Consider the following 17426-nt stretch of genomic DNA (forward strand, 5'->3'; position numbering starts at 1 on the left):
CTTGACAGCGTGAGATTTGCTGCCGCTCTTCACGCAGGCGATGGCAAGTCGGCCAGTTCCAAAGTGCTACAATATTGGCGATTGGCGGGCCGCGCCATGCGTATGGTGATAGTATCAATTGGCCACTCTCCGACGAATGTTGCACGCGTCCGCGCTTTGATAGCCCGCGCGGCACAAATAGACATGGCACTGGATCAGCAGCTCTGGGGCAAAGAAATGTCGCAGGACGAATGTCGAACTCAGATCAAACAACTAAACGAGTCGGTGGATGTCTATGCTGTCCTGCTTTTAGCTGATGCGCCTGCGCATATTGACGTACTCAACTTGCGAAGTGAGTTACAGAGGCACAAAGACCTCATTCGCCCCGGTGCATGGCACTATCCCGGACCCGTTCGTCCGGGCGAAGTTGATTGCGTATTAAACAGTGCGATTGCTGCCCATCAGACCCAAAGGAATGCGTTGGATAACGGAGATGCTCAGATCGCGAGATAGCCGATCCCCGTAAAAGCGATAATGCATCCAAGCCATTGAAAGAAAGCCATTTCCTCTCGCAAAATTGCCCAAGCCAAAACAACAGTCAACAACCCGAAGATCGAGGCTGCAACGGACGCGTATTGGGCATTAGGCAACCTACCGGCAGACACGACGCACAGAATTGCCACCGCATCGAGCGCACCCATCAGGCACAATAGGGGCAGGGCTCGTGCGCCCGGCCAAAGCGACTTGCGAGATGCAATGGCGATTGCCGCCAGCACAGGGATAGCGGTCAGACGGCCAATCAGTGAAACAATGAACTCGTCGCCCAGTTCGGCTGCGTACTGACCCAAAGCGAATGTTGCAGCGAACCCAATTGCAGCGAGTATAGAAAAGGCAATCGTCGGCCCTGTGGCAGGGTATTCCGTACCGTCGTCGGATTGCGTCGATACAATGGACACGCCGACGCCAATGGCAATGATCGCCAGCCATTGCCAGATGCTGACCTCGGAACCACGCCATATCGCAAGTGTGACAGACAAGACCGGATAGCTAGCGACAAGCGGAGCGACGAGACGTACAGGCCCGCGTTGAAATGCAGCATACATACTGAGGCCAGCCAGCAAATAAAAGCCGCCTGCTACAACTGCGTAGGATACTGCTTTGGCGGACATGGGGGCGAATCCAGCCCATATTGCCACAAGACCGAACTGTAGCAGCGCCCCGGCAACCAGTACGGCCATCAATGCGGCAATGACGCTCACGGACTGACTGATATATCTCACAGCAAGATCGTGAAAACCCCAGCACAACGCTGCCAGCAGACCCAGAGCAAGGGCGCTCATCCGGTCGCCTCGCGTAACTGGGAATGCCAGGAAATTTCGTATCCTTCTCTCGATATCAACCGCGCCAACATGTCACTGGTGATAAACTTATTTTCCTGGTATGCAATAATTATTGACAGTGGCAACTCGGAGAAGAGACCTATGTCATCGGCTTTGGATCAACTCGGTGGCGAAGAAAAGCTGCGGACTCTTGTCGAACGTTTCTACGACCGAATGGAGACCGACCCGGCGGTGCATTCGCTGCACAGACTACATTTTCGCGGTCATGGATTATCTCATACAAGACAGGCGCAGTTCGAATTCCTGAGCGGGTTTTTGGGCGGTCGTGCTTATTATCGTGAGCGATTTGGTCATATGGACTTGCGAGAATTACACGCGCATGTGCCGATACGTGAAGCGGATGCCGAGCTTTGGCTGGAAACTTTTGACGCCGCATTGGCAGATTGCGAAATGGACGGTCCAGTGGTGGGCAAAATGCGCGCAACATTGCGCCGCGCTGCACTGATGCTTGTCAACGATGTCCCCGATTGGAGAGTTGAAGCAGACAGCGAAGAGAACATTGAAGTTCCCGGTTGATCGCGTGTGATCAGATCTGTCGCAATCTGTTATAGAAGCTGGATGTTATCCTGAATTGTTCTTCAACTATTTGGTCACTGTCAGAGACCATTTCCCACGCTGCATCTGCGGAGCCTAGCCAATCAACAGCGCATTGATGGTTGGCGGCATCGCTCATCCACGATTGGATTGTGCCCTGAACGAGCTCGGGGTGGAATTGTACGCCCCACGCACAGTCTGAAACCCGCAATGCCTGAACAGCACAGGCATCAGATTGTGCCATAATTGATGAGTCGACTGGCAGATCAACAGCTTCAACTCCATGCCATTGAAGCACCCTGAACTGATGAGGCAAGAGCTCGAACAGCGGATCACCCCGCGTATTACCGGTCAGATTGATGGAATGCACGCCGATCTCGGGCTTTTGCATGCGTGCGCATTTCCCACCCAGCGCGTCAACCAAAAGTTGGTGTCCAAGACAAATACCAAAGTAAGGACGTTTGAGCTCTTGGACCCAGGTTCTGATTGCTTGCTTTTCACGCACAAGCCACGGATGTGCTTCGATTTCCCAGACGTCCATCGGACCGCCCAGAACAAAAAGCAAATCAAATTCGTCAAGCTGCGGGATCGGTTGACCATCATAGAAATGCACAATACCGGCCGTATCACCGCATGACGAAATGTGCTCCAGAAACGCTCCGGGGTTTTCGCCCGGCGTATGCTGGAAAATCAGTATATTCACGAGGTGCGGGTCTCCGCCTAACCGAAGGGGTGGGGCAGCAGGATGCCTGCAGCCCCTGATTTGTTTAGATGTCGAGCGTGTGGTCTTTTTCCCAGCGTGAGAAATGGCTGACGAAGGAATTCCATTCCTGGTGTTTCATTTTGAGGAATGCGCTCGAGAATTCCTGACCCATCATGGCTTTCAACTCGGTGTCGTTGTCATATTCGCGCAACCCGTCGAGCATGTTCAGCGGTAGTTTGGGGGCGTCAGTGACGGTATGGCCTTCGGCATACATATCGATGTCCCAGCGACGTCCCGGATCGGCCTTGGAGCGGATGCCGGACAAACCTGCAGCGATAATGACCGCCTGCAGCAGATAGGGGTTGGTGGCCCCGTCGGCCAGGCGCAGCTCAAACCGGCCCGGACCGGGCACCCGGACCATGTGTGTGCGGTTGTTGCCGGTCCATGTCACGGTATTGGGGGCCCAGGTCGCGCCCGACATGGTGCGCGGTGCGTTGATGCGCTTGTAGCTGTTCACCGTCGGGTTGGTAATCGCTGCAAGCGCACTGGCATGTTTCATGATACCGCCAAGGAAGTGCTTGCCCTGTTCGCCAAGTCCCACCTCGCCGGTCGGACCGTCGCCTTCGCCGGCAAAGACGTTGGTTTTGGCGTCTGCTCCGGGTGCATCCCAGACCGAGATATGAGCATGGCAGCCATTGCCGGTCAGCCCTTCGACTGGCTTGGGCATAAAGGTGGCCCGCAGCCCATGCTTTTCGGCCACCGACTTGGTCATGAACTTGAAGAACGAGTGCTTGTCGGCGGTTTTCAGAACGTCATCGAACTCCCAGTTCATTTCGAACTGGCCATTGGCGTCTTCGTGGTCGTTCTGATAAGGCCCCCAACCGAGTTCCAGCATATAGTCGCAGATCTCACGCACCACATCATAGCGGCGCATCACCGCCTGCTGGTCATAGCAGGGCTTCTCGGCGGTATCGAAAGGGTCGCTGATCTGCTCGCCATCGGGGGTTAGCAGGAAGAATTCAGCCTCAATGCCGGTTTTGACATGCATGCCCATCTCGGCGGCCTCGCCGATCAAGCGGCGCAGCACATTGCGTGGGGCTTGGGCGACATCCTTGCCTTCCATCACGCAGTTGCCTGCAACCCAGGCGACCTCAGGCTTCCATGGCAGCTGGATCACCGATGACGGGTCCGGCACCGCCAGCATGTCAGGATGCGCGGGGGTCATATCCAACCAGGTGGCGAACCCGGCAAAACCTGCGCCGTCTTCCTGCATCTCGGCAATCGCCTGCGCGGGCACCAGCTTGGCCCGCTGCCCACCGAACAGGTCGGTGAACGAGATCATGAAGTATTTGACGCCTTTTTCTTTTGCGAAAGCTGCGAGATCTGTCGTCACGATGGCTTTCCTTTCCCTGTTGAATTTTTAATTTCCAAAGCAAAAACGCGGCCCCCGTTAAGGAGCCGCGCAGTATCAGTTCAGAACCCTTCCTTGCCCGGGTACCAGCTTGTCCCGGCCAACGGGACACGCGCCATTGCGGCGGCCTCCATCGTCAGAGCACACAAATCCTCGGGTTCAAGGTTGTGGAGGTGATTATGACCACAGGCCCGCGCGATGGTCTGCGCTTCAAGTGTCATCACCTTGAGATAGTTTCGCAGACGGCGTCCGGCCTCGACCGGGTTCAGACGGGCCGCCAAGTCGGGATCCTGTGTGGTGATACCTGCGGGGTCCTGACCTTCGTGCCAGTCGTCATAGGCCCCGGTGGTGGTGCCCAACTTTTGGTACTCGGATTCCCATTTCGGGTCGTTGTCACCAAGCGCCACCAGCGCGGCGGTGCCAATGGCCACTGCGTCGGCGCCAAGGGCCATTGCCTTTGCCACATCGGCCCCGGTGCGGATGCCGCCCGAGATCACCAGTTGTACCTCGCGATGCACGCCCAAGTCCTGCAGCGCCTGCACGGCAGGGCGAATGCAGGACAGCGTCGGCAGACCTACATGCTCGATGAACACGTCCTGCGTCGCGGCAGTACCGCCTTGCATGCCGTCCATCACCACCACATCGGCACCGGCCTTTACCGCCAGTGCCGTATCATAATAGGGGCGGGTCGCACCAACCTTTACATAGATCGGCACTTGCCAGTCTGTAATCTCACGCAATTCGAGGATCTTGATTTCCAGATCATCTGGGCCGGTCCAGTCCGGGTGACGACAGGCTGAACGCTGGTCGATGCCCTTGGGCAGCGTGCGCATCTCGGCCACGCGGTCGCTGATCTTCTGTCCCAGCAGCATACCGCCGCCGCCGGGCTTGGCACCCTGACCGACCACAATCTCGATCGCGTCGGCCTTCCTCAGGTCGTTTGGGTTCATGCCATAACGAGAGGGCAGATACTGATAGACCAGCTTGCTGGAGTGACCGCGTTCTTCGGGCGTCATGCCGCCGTCACCGGTGGTAGTCGACGTACCAGCTGCCGACGCGCCCCGGCCCAGAGCTTCTTTCGCCGGCCCAGAGAGAGCGCCAAAGCTCATGCCCGCAATGGTTATCGGAATGTCCAGTTCGATCGGCTTCTTGGCAAAGCGTGTGCCCAGTGTCACCGAGGTGTCGCAGCGTTCGCGATAGCCTTCCAACGGATACCGTGACACCGACGCGCCCAGAAACAGCAGGTCGTCAAAATGCGGCACCTTGCGCTTGGCACCGCCACCGCGGATATCATAGATACCGGTGGCCGCAGCGCGGCGGATTTCCGCATTGATCGGATTGGTGAATGTCGCCGACTGAATCGGCAGGGTGCGGGGGATCTGATCGTCCATGTCTTTCATACCCTTCTTCCTCAGTAAGCAGCGGAATTGTCGATGTCGAAGTTGTACAGTTGGCGAGCTGACCCGTAGCGTTTGAACTCTTCCGGACTAGCATCCGCGCCTGCGCGATCAAGCAGATCCTTCAGAATCTCCAGGTGCTCGGGGCGCATCTCTTTCTCGACGCAGTCAGCGCCGAGGCTTTTGACCGAGCCGCGCACGAACAGTCGCGCCTCATAGAGCGAGTCCCCAAGCGCGTCGCCTGCATCACCACAGACCACAAGATTCCCGGCCTGTGCCATGAAGGCGGACATATGGCCGATATTGCCATGCACCACGATGTCGATGCCTTTCATCGAAATGCCGCAGCGCGAACTTGCGTTGCCCTTGATCACCAGCAGTCCACCATGGCCCGTGGCCCCGGCATACTGGCTGGCATCGCCATCGACGATCACCTGACCGGACATCATGTTCTCGGCCACGCCGGGCCCGACCGAGCCTTCAACCTTGACCGTTGCCTGCTGGTTCATGCCAGCGCAGTAGTAGCCGGTGGACCCCTTGACTGTCACCTCGATGGGTGCGTCCAGCCCGACCGCAATCGCGTGGCTGCCCTTGGGGTTCACAACCTCCCAGCTGGTTTGATTCGTCTCGGTGGACTGAGATTGCAGCGTTGCGTTCAGCCCGCGCAGGCCGTTTGCTTCAAGATCGTAGGTCTGCATGTCAGGCGGCCTTTTCCGTCGTTGTCGGGCTGTCGTTGTGGGACCAGAAGTAAACCGTTGCCGGCTCCGGCTCCCAGATGCGGGCGTCTTCAATGCCTGGCAGGTTCACAAGCGCCCGATATTCGCTGCCAAAGGCTACGTATTGATCGGTCTCGGCCATTACTGCCGGTTTGCAGGCGATCGGATCGCGGACCACGCCGAACCCATCCTTGGTGCCGACGACAAAGGTGAAGAAGCCATCCAGATCCTCAAGGCTGCTTTCCAGCGCCTCACCCAAGGTGGCCCCGTTCATCATCTTCCAGGTCAGATAGGCGGCTCCAACCTCGGTATCATTCTCGGTTTGGATCACTACACCTTCACGGCGCAGTTTACGGCGCAATGAATTGTGGTTCGACAGCGAGCCGTTATGAACCAGACACTGATCTGGCCCAGTGTTGAACGGGTGCGCGCCCATCGTCGTCACGGCAGACTCTGTAGCCATGCGAGTGTGGCCAATGCCATGTGTGCCGCTCATACTGCTTATGTCAAAGCGCGCGGCCACGTCCTTGGGCAGGCCCACCTCTTTGTAAATCTCCAGCATCTCGCCCCGGCTCATGATCCGGACTGAAGGCCGGATTTCCGCCAACGCGGCCCGTGCTGCTTCAAACTGCCCTGCTGGAATGTCCAGAACTGTGTGCGTGTCATTATCAGTCTGGCTTACCGCCACGCCCAAGTGCTGCCCCAGCTCTTCGGCTAGTCCGGCAAAGTCGTCCTTGGGATTGGGCGACTGCAGTGTCACCTTGGTCTTACCACCTGATTCCTCGCCATAAATCGCTATCCCCGCGCTGTCGGGGCCGCGATCCGTCATCGTGATCAGCATGTCTGTCAGCATATTGCCCAGTTGGGGCGCAAGAGACTGGTCTTTGAGGAATAATCCAACAATTCCGCACATGGCTGGCAGATCTCCTTGTGTGTTTCGCTATGATTCTACGGTACCAACAATTCAAACGGACATCAATAATCATAGGAAATAAATTTTCCTGAGAGGCAATGGGCAAGAATTTAGATTTATGCCCATTGCCAGCTTTCAAAGCTGGATCAGTATCGTTCCAGCTGTGCTTTCACTTTTTCTTCGTCGCCAGTGTGGCGGGCCTTCTCGAGGTGTTCACCTTCTCGGACAAATTGGATGCGATGCCAACCTATCCAGAATACGACGCCCACGATGACCATAAGGACTTCGTAACCTTGGAAGGGATAGATCGGTCCGACCTCGGCCAGATCAACAGCCCAGCTTGTATATCCATTTGTAGACATTCTTTTTCTCCCTTACTCAGCTGGTACGCCGCGGGCAGCCAGTTCTTCTTTGTCGGCTGCAATGATCGCGGCTTTGGCGTCTTCATATGCATGGTGTTCAGCGTAATCGAGGCCCTGAAGTTCGACTTCTTCCGGAATTCTAAGCACACCTGCGGCCGACTGGATTTTCGCAAGAATCCAACCAGGCAAGAAGCCAAGAACAAAGAACATGATGACCGCGCCGGTGATCTGACCGACCGGGTTGATCGTTGCATAGCCTTCGTATGGCGATGAAGGAACTCCCCACAGGACAAAGCCGGAAATCACCAGGCCAACGAACCCTGCATAGCCATGCACGGCAACGGCACCAACGGCATCATCCAGCTTGAACCGACGCTCGACCCAATAGTGCAGCTTGTACACGATCACGACACCGATCGCGGCGATGATCATTGCCTGCACCGGGTGATAAAGATCGTTACCGGCAGATGCAGTGATAATACCGGCCAAACCGCCCGAGAACGTCCAAAAGGCGTCACCTTTGGAAATGACATACGCTGCCATCAACCCGCCAGACAGAGACATCAGGAAGTTGAAGGTAATCGCGGAAAGCGTAGTCGGAGCCAGATAAATATTGGTCGCGGTCCACGTGACACCCGTTATCTGACCGTCGATTGCCTCCGGAGATATCGCCGGGACATTACATGCGGCATAGAATCCCCAGAAACCTGTGTAGATCAGGAATATCCCGATGGTCAGCAACCATGGGTTATGCGGCGGAATATCCCGCGGCGTACCATCTTTGGCAAATTTGCCTAGGCGGGGACCCAGAACCATGATCACCCCAAGTGCATAGCCGCCTGCGATTGCGTGAATAACCCCGGAAGCATAAGCATCGTGGTACCCAAGAACGCGCACCATCCAACCGCCGTAGTGCCAACCCCACGCTGCGTCGATGATCCACCAGACTGAACCAATCATCACGGCATGGACCCACAAGGCCGAAGATCTAATCCGCTCGATCACAGAGCCAGATACAATCGAGGCTGCTGTCCACGAGAACAGCAGGAACGCCGCCCAGAAGACGCCGGTGATTCTGTCGCCCAGATTGGTCGCCATGGTGTCGGCCCATGGCAGATTTGCAGCGCCCGCTTCGGTATCTAAACCGCCCCAGAACGGAAAGTTCGGAAAGGCCCAGTAAATCCACCAGCCGAAGAAGAAGAACGTGACCGTCACCAGCGGGATGATCATGATGTTTTTCATCAATGTGTGCATATGGTTACGGGCACGGCTAGCACCGACCTCGTACATGCAAAAGCCCACATGGATGAGGAACATGAAAACGACCGTTACCCAGTAGTAGAACTCGGTAAAGACCGTCGTTAGTGCATTTAGATTACCATCCACTTCGTAGTCTCCCTGTTGTTGCAGCAGGAGATCTTTCTGCGAAGAATTTCCTGCTGGGAATAATTATCTACTCAGGGGACAATTTCATTGGCGACCTGTCAATAGATATGTGGGGCAAACATCTTTTAGGCATTTGGTTCATGCACTTTCAGACCCGTCAAAATACAACCCATAACATTGATAAATAACCACTTTTACCGTTCTCGATAATTTGTGCTAGGGTGCACAAATTGCAGCCTAATATTCCCAACAGGAAAAAAATCTGCACATGGGTGTTGATTTTCAATCTGACATCGGCCTCAATATGGCCAACAAAAAAGCAATCAACGGGAGAGCTGAACAATGGCCATTCTTTGGAGGACGTCCGCCCTTGCGCAGCGCCATGCCGAGATCGGCGGCGAGCTTGAGGACTGGAACGGTATGGGAACCGCATGGTTCTATGACCATAGCCCGGAACGCGCCAAAGCGGACTACGAAGCCATCCGCACCAAGGCGGGTCTGATGGATGTGTCGGGGCTGAAAAAGGTTCATGTGGTCGGCGAAGATGCGGCTTATGTCATTGACCGCGTCACCACGCGGAATGTGGAGAAAATCATGCCGGGCCGGTCGACCTATGCGTCGATTCTGAATGCCGAGGGCAAATTTGTCGACGATTGCATCATCTATCGCCTGTCAGTGAACACGTGGCTTGTCGTGCACGGCACCGGAACGGGGATGGAACAGCTGACATCGGTGGCCGCCGGTAAGAATTGTTCGGTCATTTTTGACGATGACATGCACGATATGTCGCTGCAGGGGCCGGTGGCGGTGGATTTCCTGGCCAAACACGTTCCCGGAATTCGGGATCTGGCCTATTTTGGCATTATGCAGACCAAGCTTTACGGCTGCCCGGTGATGATCTCGCGGACCGGTTATACCGGCGAGCGCGGATACGAAATTTTCTGCCAGGCCAAGCACGCTGTGCATCTTTGGGACAGCATCCTGGCCGAAGGCAAGGACATGGGTATTGTTCCGGTCCAGTTCTCGACGCTCGATTTGCTGCGCACCGAAAGCTACCTGTTGTTCTATCCCGGCGACAACTCAGAAACTTATCCGTTCGACGATGAAACATGCGGCGATACGCTTTGGGAGCTGGGTCTGGAATTCACAGTTTCACCGGGCAAGACCGGATTTATCGGCGCCGAGAACCACTATGCCTCGCAAGGCAAAGAGCGGTTCAAGATCTATGGTGTCAAACTGGATGGCACCACCCCGGCGGATGAGGGTGCTGACCTGCTGCAGAACGGTGAAAAGGTTGGTGTTGTCACCTTTGGCATGTGTTCCGAAATCAATGGGCACAATGTTGGTATCGCACGGATGCCGGTTGACTGCGCGTCGCCGGGCACAAAGCTGACGGTCCGCAATAGCGACGGAACCGAGATTGTGGCTACAGCTGAAGAGATGCCGTTCTACGACAGGGACAAGGCCATCCGAACCGCAAAGGGCTGATACTCAGGGGGCGCGACGATAAAATCGTGGCGCTCTTTTCTTTTTTGAGGGCACAATGTCAAAGTTCGAATTTCCCAAGTCAATCGCAAGCCGCCCGATCTGGGGCACGCTAGAGGTTCGCTCAGGTGAACATCATCTTATGATCGCCGAGGCCGAGGGGGCCGAAGCAGTAATTGACATAGCGACACCCGATCTGATGGCTAAAACCCATCTGATCTACATACCGAAAGGCACAGATTTTTCGGAAAGGTTACAGGCGCTAAACCCCGCACAATTCTACGAAAGTCCGTCCTATGCGGCCGCGCTACATCGTATTCGTCGCGTTCTCGAGGACGCGCATATGGGGTTACAAGTCTATCTGACCGGCACCGAAGGCATGATGGGTCAGGCCATGAACGAAGTGGTGGCCGTCGGCCTGCCGCATACTGCGATTCAAACTGAACATCGCGGTTCTGTTGCTCGCCGGATGCAATGTGTACATTGCAAAGGTGTCACCGAAGATGTCGAGGTCGATCCGTTTGTTTGTTCGCACTGTGGTCTCAACCTGTTTGTGCGCGACCACTATTCCCGCCGCCTTGCCGCCTATCAAGGCGTCCGAGTTGATGCCGAGGACCATGGCAACGTGCCCGAGCCGAAGGGGATCTACGAATGAGTGGTGCCGAGAAAATTCAAGTCAAAGTGACCGAAATTACCCCGCTGAACGAATTGGTGACGCGCTTCCGGTTTGAGCGCGTTGACGGCAGACAGTTGCCAACCTTTTCGGGCGGTGCACATACCGTGGTCGAAATGCAGGATGGCGGCATCACGCGACTCAACCCTTATTCCCTGATGTCCGATCCGTTCGATCAATCGTCCTATACGATCTCAGTTCGGCGCGACGATCAGGGCAGGGGAGGGTCGTTGTTCATGCACCGTCAGGTCAAGCTGGGCGACGAGATGACCATCAGTTACCCGGTCAACCTATTCTCGCTTGATTTGCGGGCCCGCAAACACCTATTTCTGGCCGGTGGTATCGGGATCACCCCGTTTCTGGCGCAGATCAAACAGCTCGAATTGCTGCACGGTCATTGGGAACTACATTATGCGTGCCGTAATCAGGCGCTAGCATCTTATGCGGATCAACTGACAGACAGGCATCCGAACGCAACGCATCTGTACTACGACGATCAGAGCCAGGTGATTGATCTGGAAAACCTTCTCAGCGGGCAACCTTTAGGCACGCATGTCTATGTCTGCGGCCCAAAGGGCATGATCGATTGGGTGCGCAATACTGCCGCCGCCGAAGGCTGGCCCGAAGATTGTGTGCATTACGAAGAGTTCTTGGCGCCTCAGCCGGGCAAACCATTCGAAGTGCGTCTGGCGTCTTCCGAAAAGGTCATTCATGTGGGCGAAAACGAAAGTCTGCTTGAGGCCATCGAACGTGAGGGTGTCGACGCCCCGTACCTGTGCCGCGGCGGGGCCTGTGGTCAGTGCGAAACCGTAGTTTTGGATCACGACGGCAACTTTGTTCACCGCGATCACTGGCTGACCGACGAAGAAAAGGCAGCAGGCAAGAAGATCATGCCCTGCGTATCGCGTTTCGAGGGAAAGTCCCTTGTGCTTGACCGCTAAGAGGAGGCCCAACATGACCATTCAATTCAACGACGAGTCCTTCCGCGACGACTATACGTTCCATAATTCGGAATGGGCGATCAAACGCTTTCCGTTCCCGTTTCACGAAGACAGCTACATGTATTCGGTCAACATGGAGCAGCACCGGGGCGGCCCCGAGGGTTCGGTCTACGAGATGCGGTTTGATGTGGACGAACACTACGTCTCCGAGATGAAAGACCGGGCCATCGTTCTGGATCAGGACCCGCTGCGTTGTCAGTCTTTGCCGCACATGACATTGGCGGGCTGGGATTTGTTGGAACTGATTATGGTTAGCAAATCCGAAGACTATCCGGACCTGTTCGAGCTGCATCGTAACGGCAATCAGTGGCGCTGGATCAACAAGCCACTGGGCATTGATCACAGTTTCACCTTCATGGACGAAACCACGCTGCCTTACGGGCCGATGGAATACATAACTCGTCAGGCGCAAGGTGATTTCGCAGTGCTGGACCAGCGGGACGAGATGCTGTGGATGGACGCAGGTATGGTAACGACCCAGGCCGACTGGAGCCTGGATTTCGATATCGGCATGAACTTTTTTGAATGGCACGCACCTGTTCCAAAAGCACATGAGATGGGGATTTTCAAGCGTGCGCTGAAGTTTCTGTTGAACATTCAACAGGGCGCTCCGGCGCGCCGGTTGAACTGGACCATGACAGTGAACCCGCTGCTGGATACCAGCCCGGAAAACTACCACAAATGGGGCATCCAAAAGACTACACTGACGCCCGAAAACATAGCCCACAAACAGCATCTTCGGGTCGAGTTGCAAACCTTCTTCCGCCTGCCGCGGTCCAACGCGCTGGTGTTCCCGATCCGCTGCTATCTGTGCAGTTTTCAGGATCTGATGACTGTTCCAAAATGGGGTCGTCGTCTGCACCGCGTTGTACGTGATCTGCCGGTTGAACTGGCGACTTACAAAGGGTTCATCGACAACCGTCCAATGATGCTGGACTACCTCAGTCAGTTTGATGATGGATTGCCGACTTCCCCCGGAGTCTGGCCGGATCTGGAAACGGAACCGCCTTTGTCAAAATAAACGAGCATTATGAAGTGTTTTGGCTTTATGACTGAACCGGACAAAACACTTTGGCTAATTCCTAGAGATGATGCCGCATTGTATGACGCGCTTGCGCTGCTCCGCTCGTCATTTCAGTACATGGATGCCCGGATCGACCCTCCGTCTTCTATCCATGGTCTGACCGTGGGCGGGATGCAGGCGCATTGTCGGAAAGGCGGTGAAATCTGGGCCATGGGCCGACCGCTTATTGCGTGCATGTTTTTGACGCCCAAAGCCAACACCTTGTACCTTGGAAAGCTGGCGGTGAAGGAAGGAATGCGGGGGCAGGGTATCTGTCGCACATTAGTAGATCACGCTGCAAGTCGTGCAGCAGACCTTGGTCTATCAGTGTTGGAACTGGAAACGCGCGTGGAACTCACTGAAAACCACCGCGTGTTTTCAAGGCTTGGGTTTACAATCGTAGGTACCGGCAGCCACGTCGGCTATGACAGACCCACGGATTTCTTGTTACGCAAGCCGATCAGTTTGTCTGCGGATAACTGATCACTGAAATGTAGCGTGCTGGCAGGTTGACCAACCGTTCAGGTCCATGCGGCGCATCGGCGTCAAAGAACAAGGTATCACCCGGTTTCAGGGGGTATATCTTGTCGCCGTGTCGGTAATCTACCTCGCCCTCAAGCATGTAGATCGTCTCGATTCCGCCATGTTGAAACGTTGGGAACACGTCGGATTCAACGGTCAGGGTGATCAGGTAAGGCTCTACAATTACGCCAGAACCATTGGCACCAATATGCCCCAACAAATTATATTGATGATTGGCGCGTGTTCCTTCGCGCTCTAACTCGACGCCCTCGCCTGCTCTGGTATGAACCGCCTCGCGGCGCTCTTCAAATTGTCTGAAAAAGCTTGTCAGAGGAACTGAAAGCGCATCAGCGAGCGATTGGAGAGTCGTTAGGGAAGGCGATGTGTTACCGTTTTCGATCTTGGATAACATACCAATCGACAATCCGGTCAGCTGAGCCAATTCCGCGACCGTAGTATTCTGCTGTTTGCGAAAAGCACGAACCTCGCGACCAATGGCAACTTCAAGAACTTTTTCTCTGTCACCCGAGCGAACAGAATGCGGGTCCTGTGTCAGATTTGTCGCCATTTCTTTGTCGTTATTTTTCAATTTCATTCTTTCAATGTTTTGCTACACATGTCCAAACGGGCTCTGCAAGAAGACAAGCTGCATTACCCAATCCAGTTCGGACTACCATAGCATCAATTTTTCCTGTTAGTAAAATAATCATGCTGACAGAAAAATACTAGAAATCGAAATCCAATGGTTTTACGGCTTTCCGATAGCGTGCCTAACCTCAGTCATAAAGCCGTTGCGGATAGCAAATGAGATTACACTGAATCTGGATTCGTGGTCGTCCATAAGTCTGAATGTTCGTACTGAACGCAACTATTTCATAATCCAAAAGCGGGAAAGAGCCAAACATGGCTATTGCTCTACAACTCGGCTACAGCGGTTCATGCTACCAGCTTGAGCATTCGGAAGCCTGATTGCGCTCCGGCTGTTAATCGCTCCGCATCAATAATCCGACTTCACCAACGCGCAGTCTTTGGCGTTTGAAACTCCACCACTTGCTCGGCTTGAAATTCGAACATCGGGCTTTCTTTCTTGACCCGAAGTATATGTCACGACGCCTCTGCACCATAGATCACTTAGAAACCCGGAGATCGCAAATAACGGATCTAAAGATCTACCGTTTTTTTCGCCCGCTTTCACGCGTTAGATCCAAGCAACAATACCTGAATGTCGGCAACATTGGTACCGGTTGCTCCGGTCATCAAAAGATCACCCGACAGCGTCAAAGCCTTATGACTATCGTTGCTTGCCAACAGGGAGGCAGGGTCATGTCCAGACGCATGGATTCGGGCGATCGTTCCTGCATCCACCATTGCGCCCGCTGCCGGGGTTGGGCCGTCGCGGCCATCCGTACCGCCGCTAAGAAAAACCCAGTTGCCGGGTATCGTGCGCTCATGCGCCAATTGGGCGACGCGCAGCGCCAATTCCTGATTGCGCCCGCCGCAACCTGTTCCTGTCAGGCGTACAGTCGTTTCACCACCAAAAAGCAAGGCGGTTGGTTGGTCAAATTTGGCAGACATAGCTGCCTGAAAAATCTGTTCGGCTGCATCGGACACGTCTCCAATCAACGCGTCGGACACAATTTCAGCCCCACAGATCTGCGTCGCACAGCGAAACGCGGCTTCAAGACTAATCGTGTTCGATCCAATCAGGTTGTTTGCCGCCTCAACCGCTATAGAACGTTCAGGAATACTCTTCTCCAGGTGGGCACGGGCGGCTTTTGGGAACCGGTGCCAAATTCCGGCCTCGATGCAGGTCCTGCGGGCGTCCGCGTGGCTGCCGATTGGTGAGGCAGTTGGTCCGCTGGCTACGGCCCGAATGTCATCGCCTATGACATCCGACAGGATATACGCCGTGATCGGGGCAGGCGAACCGTGCCGCAAAAACCCGCCGCCTTTGAGCTGGCTCAGGTGCTGACGCACAAGGTTCATCCGAACGATGTCCAGCCCGGAAGATAGCAAAACCTCATTGACCGCGATTTTGTCCGAAAGAGTCAAGCCATCAACAGGCGCGGGGACCAAGGCCGACCCCCCGCCAGAGATCAGTGCAATGATCTGATCCTGCTTACGTGCTGCGCTGAGCAATGCGATGATCTGTCGCCCGGCTTTCAAACCGCGTTCATTCGGGATGGGATGCCCGCTGGTCAATACCGTCGCGCCGGGAACTTCATTCCAGTTGTCGCTGTGGGTTACAATCAGGGCGACGTGATCGCCCTGAACATGCTGTAATGCCTCCTCCATCATGGCAGGGGCAGCCTTCCCAATTGCGATCAGGATGCTGCGCCCGCTATGTTCTGGTGATGGCAATGGGTCTGATTGCAACCGTTGGCGCAAAGACATCGCTGGATCTGCTGCTGCGACGGCCTCGGCAAAGATGGCGGCGGCGCTGTCGCGCAGCGATACGGTCGATTGCACTGTCATGATGCGATCAAGCCGCGGCAATCTGTCCGGCTTTTTCCACCAGCACTTCGGCCTGACGGATTGAGGCATAGTCGATCAGACGACCATCCAGAGAAACGGCGCCTTTGCCCGCCGATTCAGCCTCGGCCATAGCGACGAGAATTCGCTGTGCTTTGGTGACTTCGGCATCTGAGGGTGACATGACCTCGTTAGCCAAGGCAATCTGGCTGGGGTGGATGGCCCATTTGCCTTCACATCCCAGAACTGCCGCCCGTTTTGCCGCGGCTTTGTAACCGTCCGGGTCCTGAAAATCGCCGAAGGGTCCGTCGATCGGGCGCAGGCCGTTGGCGCGCGCGGCGACCACCATGCGAGCCAGCGCATAGTGCCACATGTCGCCCCAATGCGTCATGCGTCCTCCGTCAGCATCCGGGTCAGTCAGAACTGAATAATCGGGGTTTACACCGCCGATGATCGTGGTCCGGGCACGGGTAGACGCGGCATAGTCGGCAACCCCGAAATGCAGACTTTCGTTGCGTTTGGAGGCGGCCGCAATCTCGCCGACATTCTGCATGCCAAGCGCGGTTTCGATGATATGTTCGAACCCGATCCGTTTCTTATAGCCTTTGGCGTCCTCGATCTGTGTCACCAGCATATCGACCGCGTAAACGTCAGAAGCTGTGCCAACCTTGGGGATCATGATAAGGTCCAGCCGCTCGCCGGCTTGTTCGACCACGTCCACCACGTCGCGATACATATAATGTGTATCCAGCCCGTTAATCCGCACCGACATGGTTTTGCTGCCCCAGTCGATATCGTTCAGGGCTTCGATGATGTTCTTGCGAGCCTGTTCTTTTTCATCAGGCGCAACCGCGTCTTCCAAGTCGAGGAAGATCACATCTACATCTGATTGTGCAGCCTTTTCGAACATTCCGGGCTGGCTGCCAGGGACGGCCAGTTCACTGCGGTTCAGGCGTGCAGGGGCTTGGTCGATGTTATGAAAACTCATGATTTGGGTCCTTCGTATTATAGGTTCGGATAGATCGGAAACTTGGCGCAAAGCTCAGCGACTTCGGCTTTGACCTTTGCTTCGACTGCGGCATTGCCTTCTTCGCCATTGGCGGCCAGACCGTCGACAACTTCGATGATCCAATCCGCGATTTGACGGAACTCGACTTCTCCAAAACCTCGTGTCGTGCCAGCAGGAGAACCAAGGCGGATGCCGCTGGTGATAGTTGGCTTTTCGGGGTCAAACGGAACGCCGTTCTTGTTGCAGGTGATATGCGCACGACCCAATGCTTTCTCGGTCGCGTTGCCCTTAACGCCTTTGGGGCGCAGGTCGACCAGCACCACATGGGTGTCGGTGCCGTGGGTCACGGTGTCGAGACCGCCCTTGATCAGCTGATCTGAAAGGGCCTGAGCGTTCACGA

Annotated in this window: 17 protein-coding genes and 2 pseudogenes; 7 read left to right on the top strand and 12 right to left on the bottom strand. The window is 55.3% G+C overall.

The annotated features are described in order from the left end of the window. Window positions 1–492, top strand: a pseudogene (locus G7G_RS22640) (tetrahydrofolate dehydrogenase/cyclohydrolase catalytic domain-containing protein); the annotation flags it as partial. On the opposite strand, the gene G7G_RS0101965 reads toward G7G_RS22640, so the two are convergent. After that, window positions 477–1319, bottom strand: a complete 843-nt coding sequence (locus G7G_RS0101965; protein WP_010437767.1) for a DMT family transporter — start codon at window positions 1317–1319, stop codon at window positions 477–479. The pseudogene G7G_RS22640 and the gene G7G_RS0101965 sit on opposite strands and share 16 nt — an antisense overlap. Window positions 1320–1460: 141 nt before the next feature. Between G7G_RS0101965 and G7G_RS0101970 the strand changes: the two genes are divergently transcribed. Further along, window positions 1461–1895 (top strand): group II truncated hemoglobin, encoded by a 435-nt coding sequence (locus G7G_RS0101970; RefSeq protein WP_010437772.1) that lies wholly within the window; start codon window positions 1461–1463, stop codon window positions 1893–1895. 10 nt (window positions 1896–1905) lie between these two features. On the opposite strand, the gene G7G_RS0101975 is transcribed toward G7G_RS0101970, so the two are convergent. The 7 genes from G7G_RS0101975 to G7G_RS0102005 form a co-directional block, all read right to left on the bottom strand. Continuing rightward, the gene (locus G7G_RS0101975; protein ID WP_010437774.1) at window positions 1906–2616 is read right to left on the bottom strand and encodes a type 1 glutamine amidotransferase; all 711 of its coding nucleotides are present in this window, start codon (window positions 2614–2616) and stop codon (window positions 1906–1908) included. 64 nt (window positions 2617–2680) lie between these two features. Further along, window positions 2681–4009 (bottom strand): type III glutamate--ammonia ligase, encoded by a 1329-nt coding sequence (gene glnT, locus G7G_RS0101980; protein ID WP_010437776.1) that lies wholly within the window; start codon window positions 4007–4009, stop codon window positions 2681–2683. An 80-nt stretch (window positions 4010–4089) separates the two neighbouring features. Then, window positions 4090–5418 carry an FMN-binding glutamate synthase family protein gene (locus tag G7G_RS0101985; protein ID WP_010437779.1) on the bottom strand — a complete coding sequence of 443 codons (1329 nt, stop codon included), beginning with the start codon at window positions 5416–5418 and terminating at the stop codon, window positions 4090–4092. A gap of 20 nt (window positions 5419–5438) precedes the next feature. Beyond that, window positions 5439–6122 carry a GltB/FmdC/FwdC-like GXGXG domain-containing protein gene (locus G7G_RS0101990; RefSeq protein WP_010437781.1) on the bottom strand — a complete coding sequence of 228 codons (684 nt, stop codon included), beginning with the start codon at window positions 6120–6122 and terminating at the stop codon, window positions 5439–5441. Window position 6123: 1 nt separating this feature from the next. Beyond that, entirely contained in the window at window positions 6124–7053 is a 930-nt protein-coding gene (locus tag G7G_RS0101995) for a class II glutamine amidotransferase (protein WP_010437784.1), read from the bottom strand. A 146-nt stretch (window positions 7054–7199) separates the two neighbouring features. Further along, window positions 7200–7415, bottom strand: coding sequence for a hypothetical protein (locus G7G_RS0102000; protein ID WP_010437786.1), 216 nt, complete (start codon window positions 7413–7415; stop codon window positions 7200–7202). A gap of 12 nt (window positions 7416–7427) precedes the next feature. Next, a complete protein-coding gene (locus G7G_RS0102005; RefSeq protein ID WP_010437788.1) occupies window positions 7428–8801 on the bottom strand; it encodes an ammonium transporter in 1374 nt (457 codons plus the stop codon). Between the two features lie 342 nt (window positions 8802–9143). On the opposite strand from G7G_RS0102005, the gene G7G_RS0102010 reads away from it, so the two are divergent. From G7G_RS0102010 to G7G_RS0102030, 5 genes are read left to right on the top strand one after another with little or no spacing between them, the layout of a single operon-like run. Continuing rightward, the gene (locus tag G7G_RS0102010) at window positions 9144–10289 is read left to right on the top strand and encodes an aminomethyl transferase family protein (protein ID WP_010437791.1); all 1146 of its coding nucleotides are present in this window, start codon (window positions 9144–9146) and stop codon (window positions 10287–10289) included. Between the two features lie 55 nt (window positions 10290–10344). Further along, complete coding sequence (locus tag G7G_RS0102015) at window positions 10345–10941, top strand: dimethylamine monooxygenase subunit DmmA family protein (protein WP_010437793.1); 597 nt, start codon at window positions 10345–10347, stop codon at window positions 10939–10941. Next, window positions 10938–11900, top strand: coding sequence for a PDR/VanB family oxidoreductase (locus G7G_RS0102020; protein WP_010437795.1), 963 nt, complete (start codon window positions 10938–10940; stop codon window positions 11898–11900). The genes G7G_RS0102015 and G7G_RS0102020 overlap by 4 nt, the downstream gene beginning before the upstream one ends. A 13-nt stretch (window positions 11901–11913) precedes the next feature. Next, window positions 11914–12981 carry a heme-dependent oxidative N-demethylase family protein gene (locus G7G_RS0102025; protein ID WP_010437797.1) on the top strand — a complete coding sequence of 356 codons (1068 nt, stop codon included), beginning with the start codon at window positions 11914–11916 and terminating at the stop codon, window positions 12979–12981. A 27-nt stretch (window positions 12982–13008) separates the two neighbouring features. Further along, window positions 13009–13506: a GNAT family N-acetyltransferase gene (locus G7G_RS0102030; RefSeq protein ID WP_037320609.1), complete on the top strand. Its 498-nt coding sequence runs from the start codon at window positions 13009–13011 to the stop codon at window positions 13504–13506. Here G7G_RS0102030 and G7G_RS0102035 read toward each other — a convergent pair. From G7G_RS0102035 to glyA, 4 genes and pseudogenes are all read right to left on the bottom strand, one after another. After that, window positions 13484–14140, bottom strand: a complete 657-nt coding sequence (locus G7G_RS0102035; RefSeq protein ID WP_010437799.1) for a helix-turn-helix domain-containing protein — start codon at window positions 14138–14140, stop codon at window positions 13484–13486. The two genes, G7G_RS0102030 and G7G_RS0102035, sit on opposite strands and share 23 nt — an antisense overlap. 596 nt (window positions 14141–14736) lie before the next feature. Then, complete coding sequence (locus G7G_RS0102040; protein ID WP_029621640.1) at window positions 14737–16020, bottom strand: glycerate kinase type-2 family protein; 1284 nt, start codon at window positions 16018–16020, stop codon at window positions 14737–14739. Window positions 16021–16027: 7 nt separating this feature from the next. Continuing rightward, on the bottom strand, window positions 16028–17005 hold the full coding sequence (locus G7G_RS0102045; protein WP_010437801.1) for an HpcH/HpaI aldolase/citrate lyase family protein: 978 nt from the start codon (window positions 17003–17005) through the stop codon (window positions 16028–16030). A 17-nt stretch (window positions 17006–17022) separates the two neighbouring features. After that, a pseudogene (gene glyA / locus G7G_RS22645) lies at window positions 17023–17426 on the bottom strand (serine hydroxymethyltransferase); the annotation flags it as partial.

The sequence above is a fragment of the Ruegeria conchae genome, from assembly GCF_000192475.1.
Taxonomy (GTDB): Bacteria; Pseudomonadota; Alphaproteobacteria; order Rhodobacterales; family Rhodobacteraceae; genus Ruegeria; species Ruegeria conchae.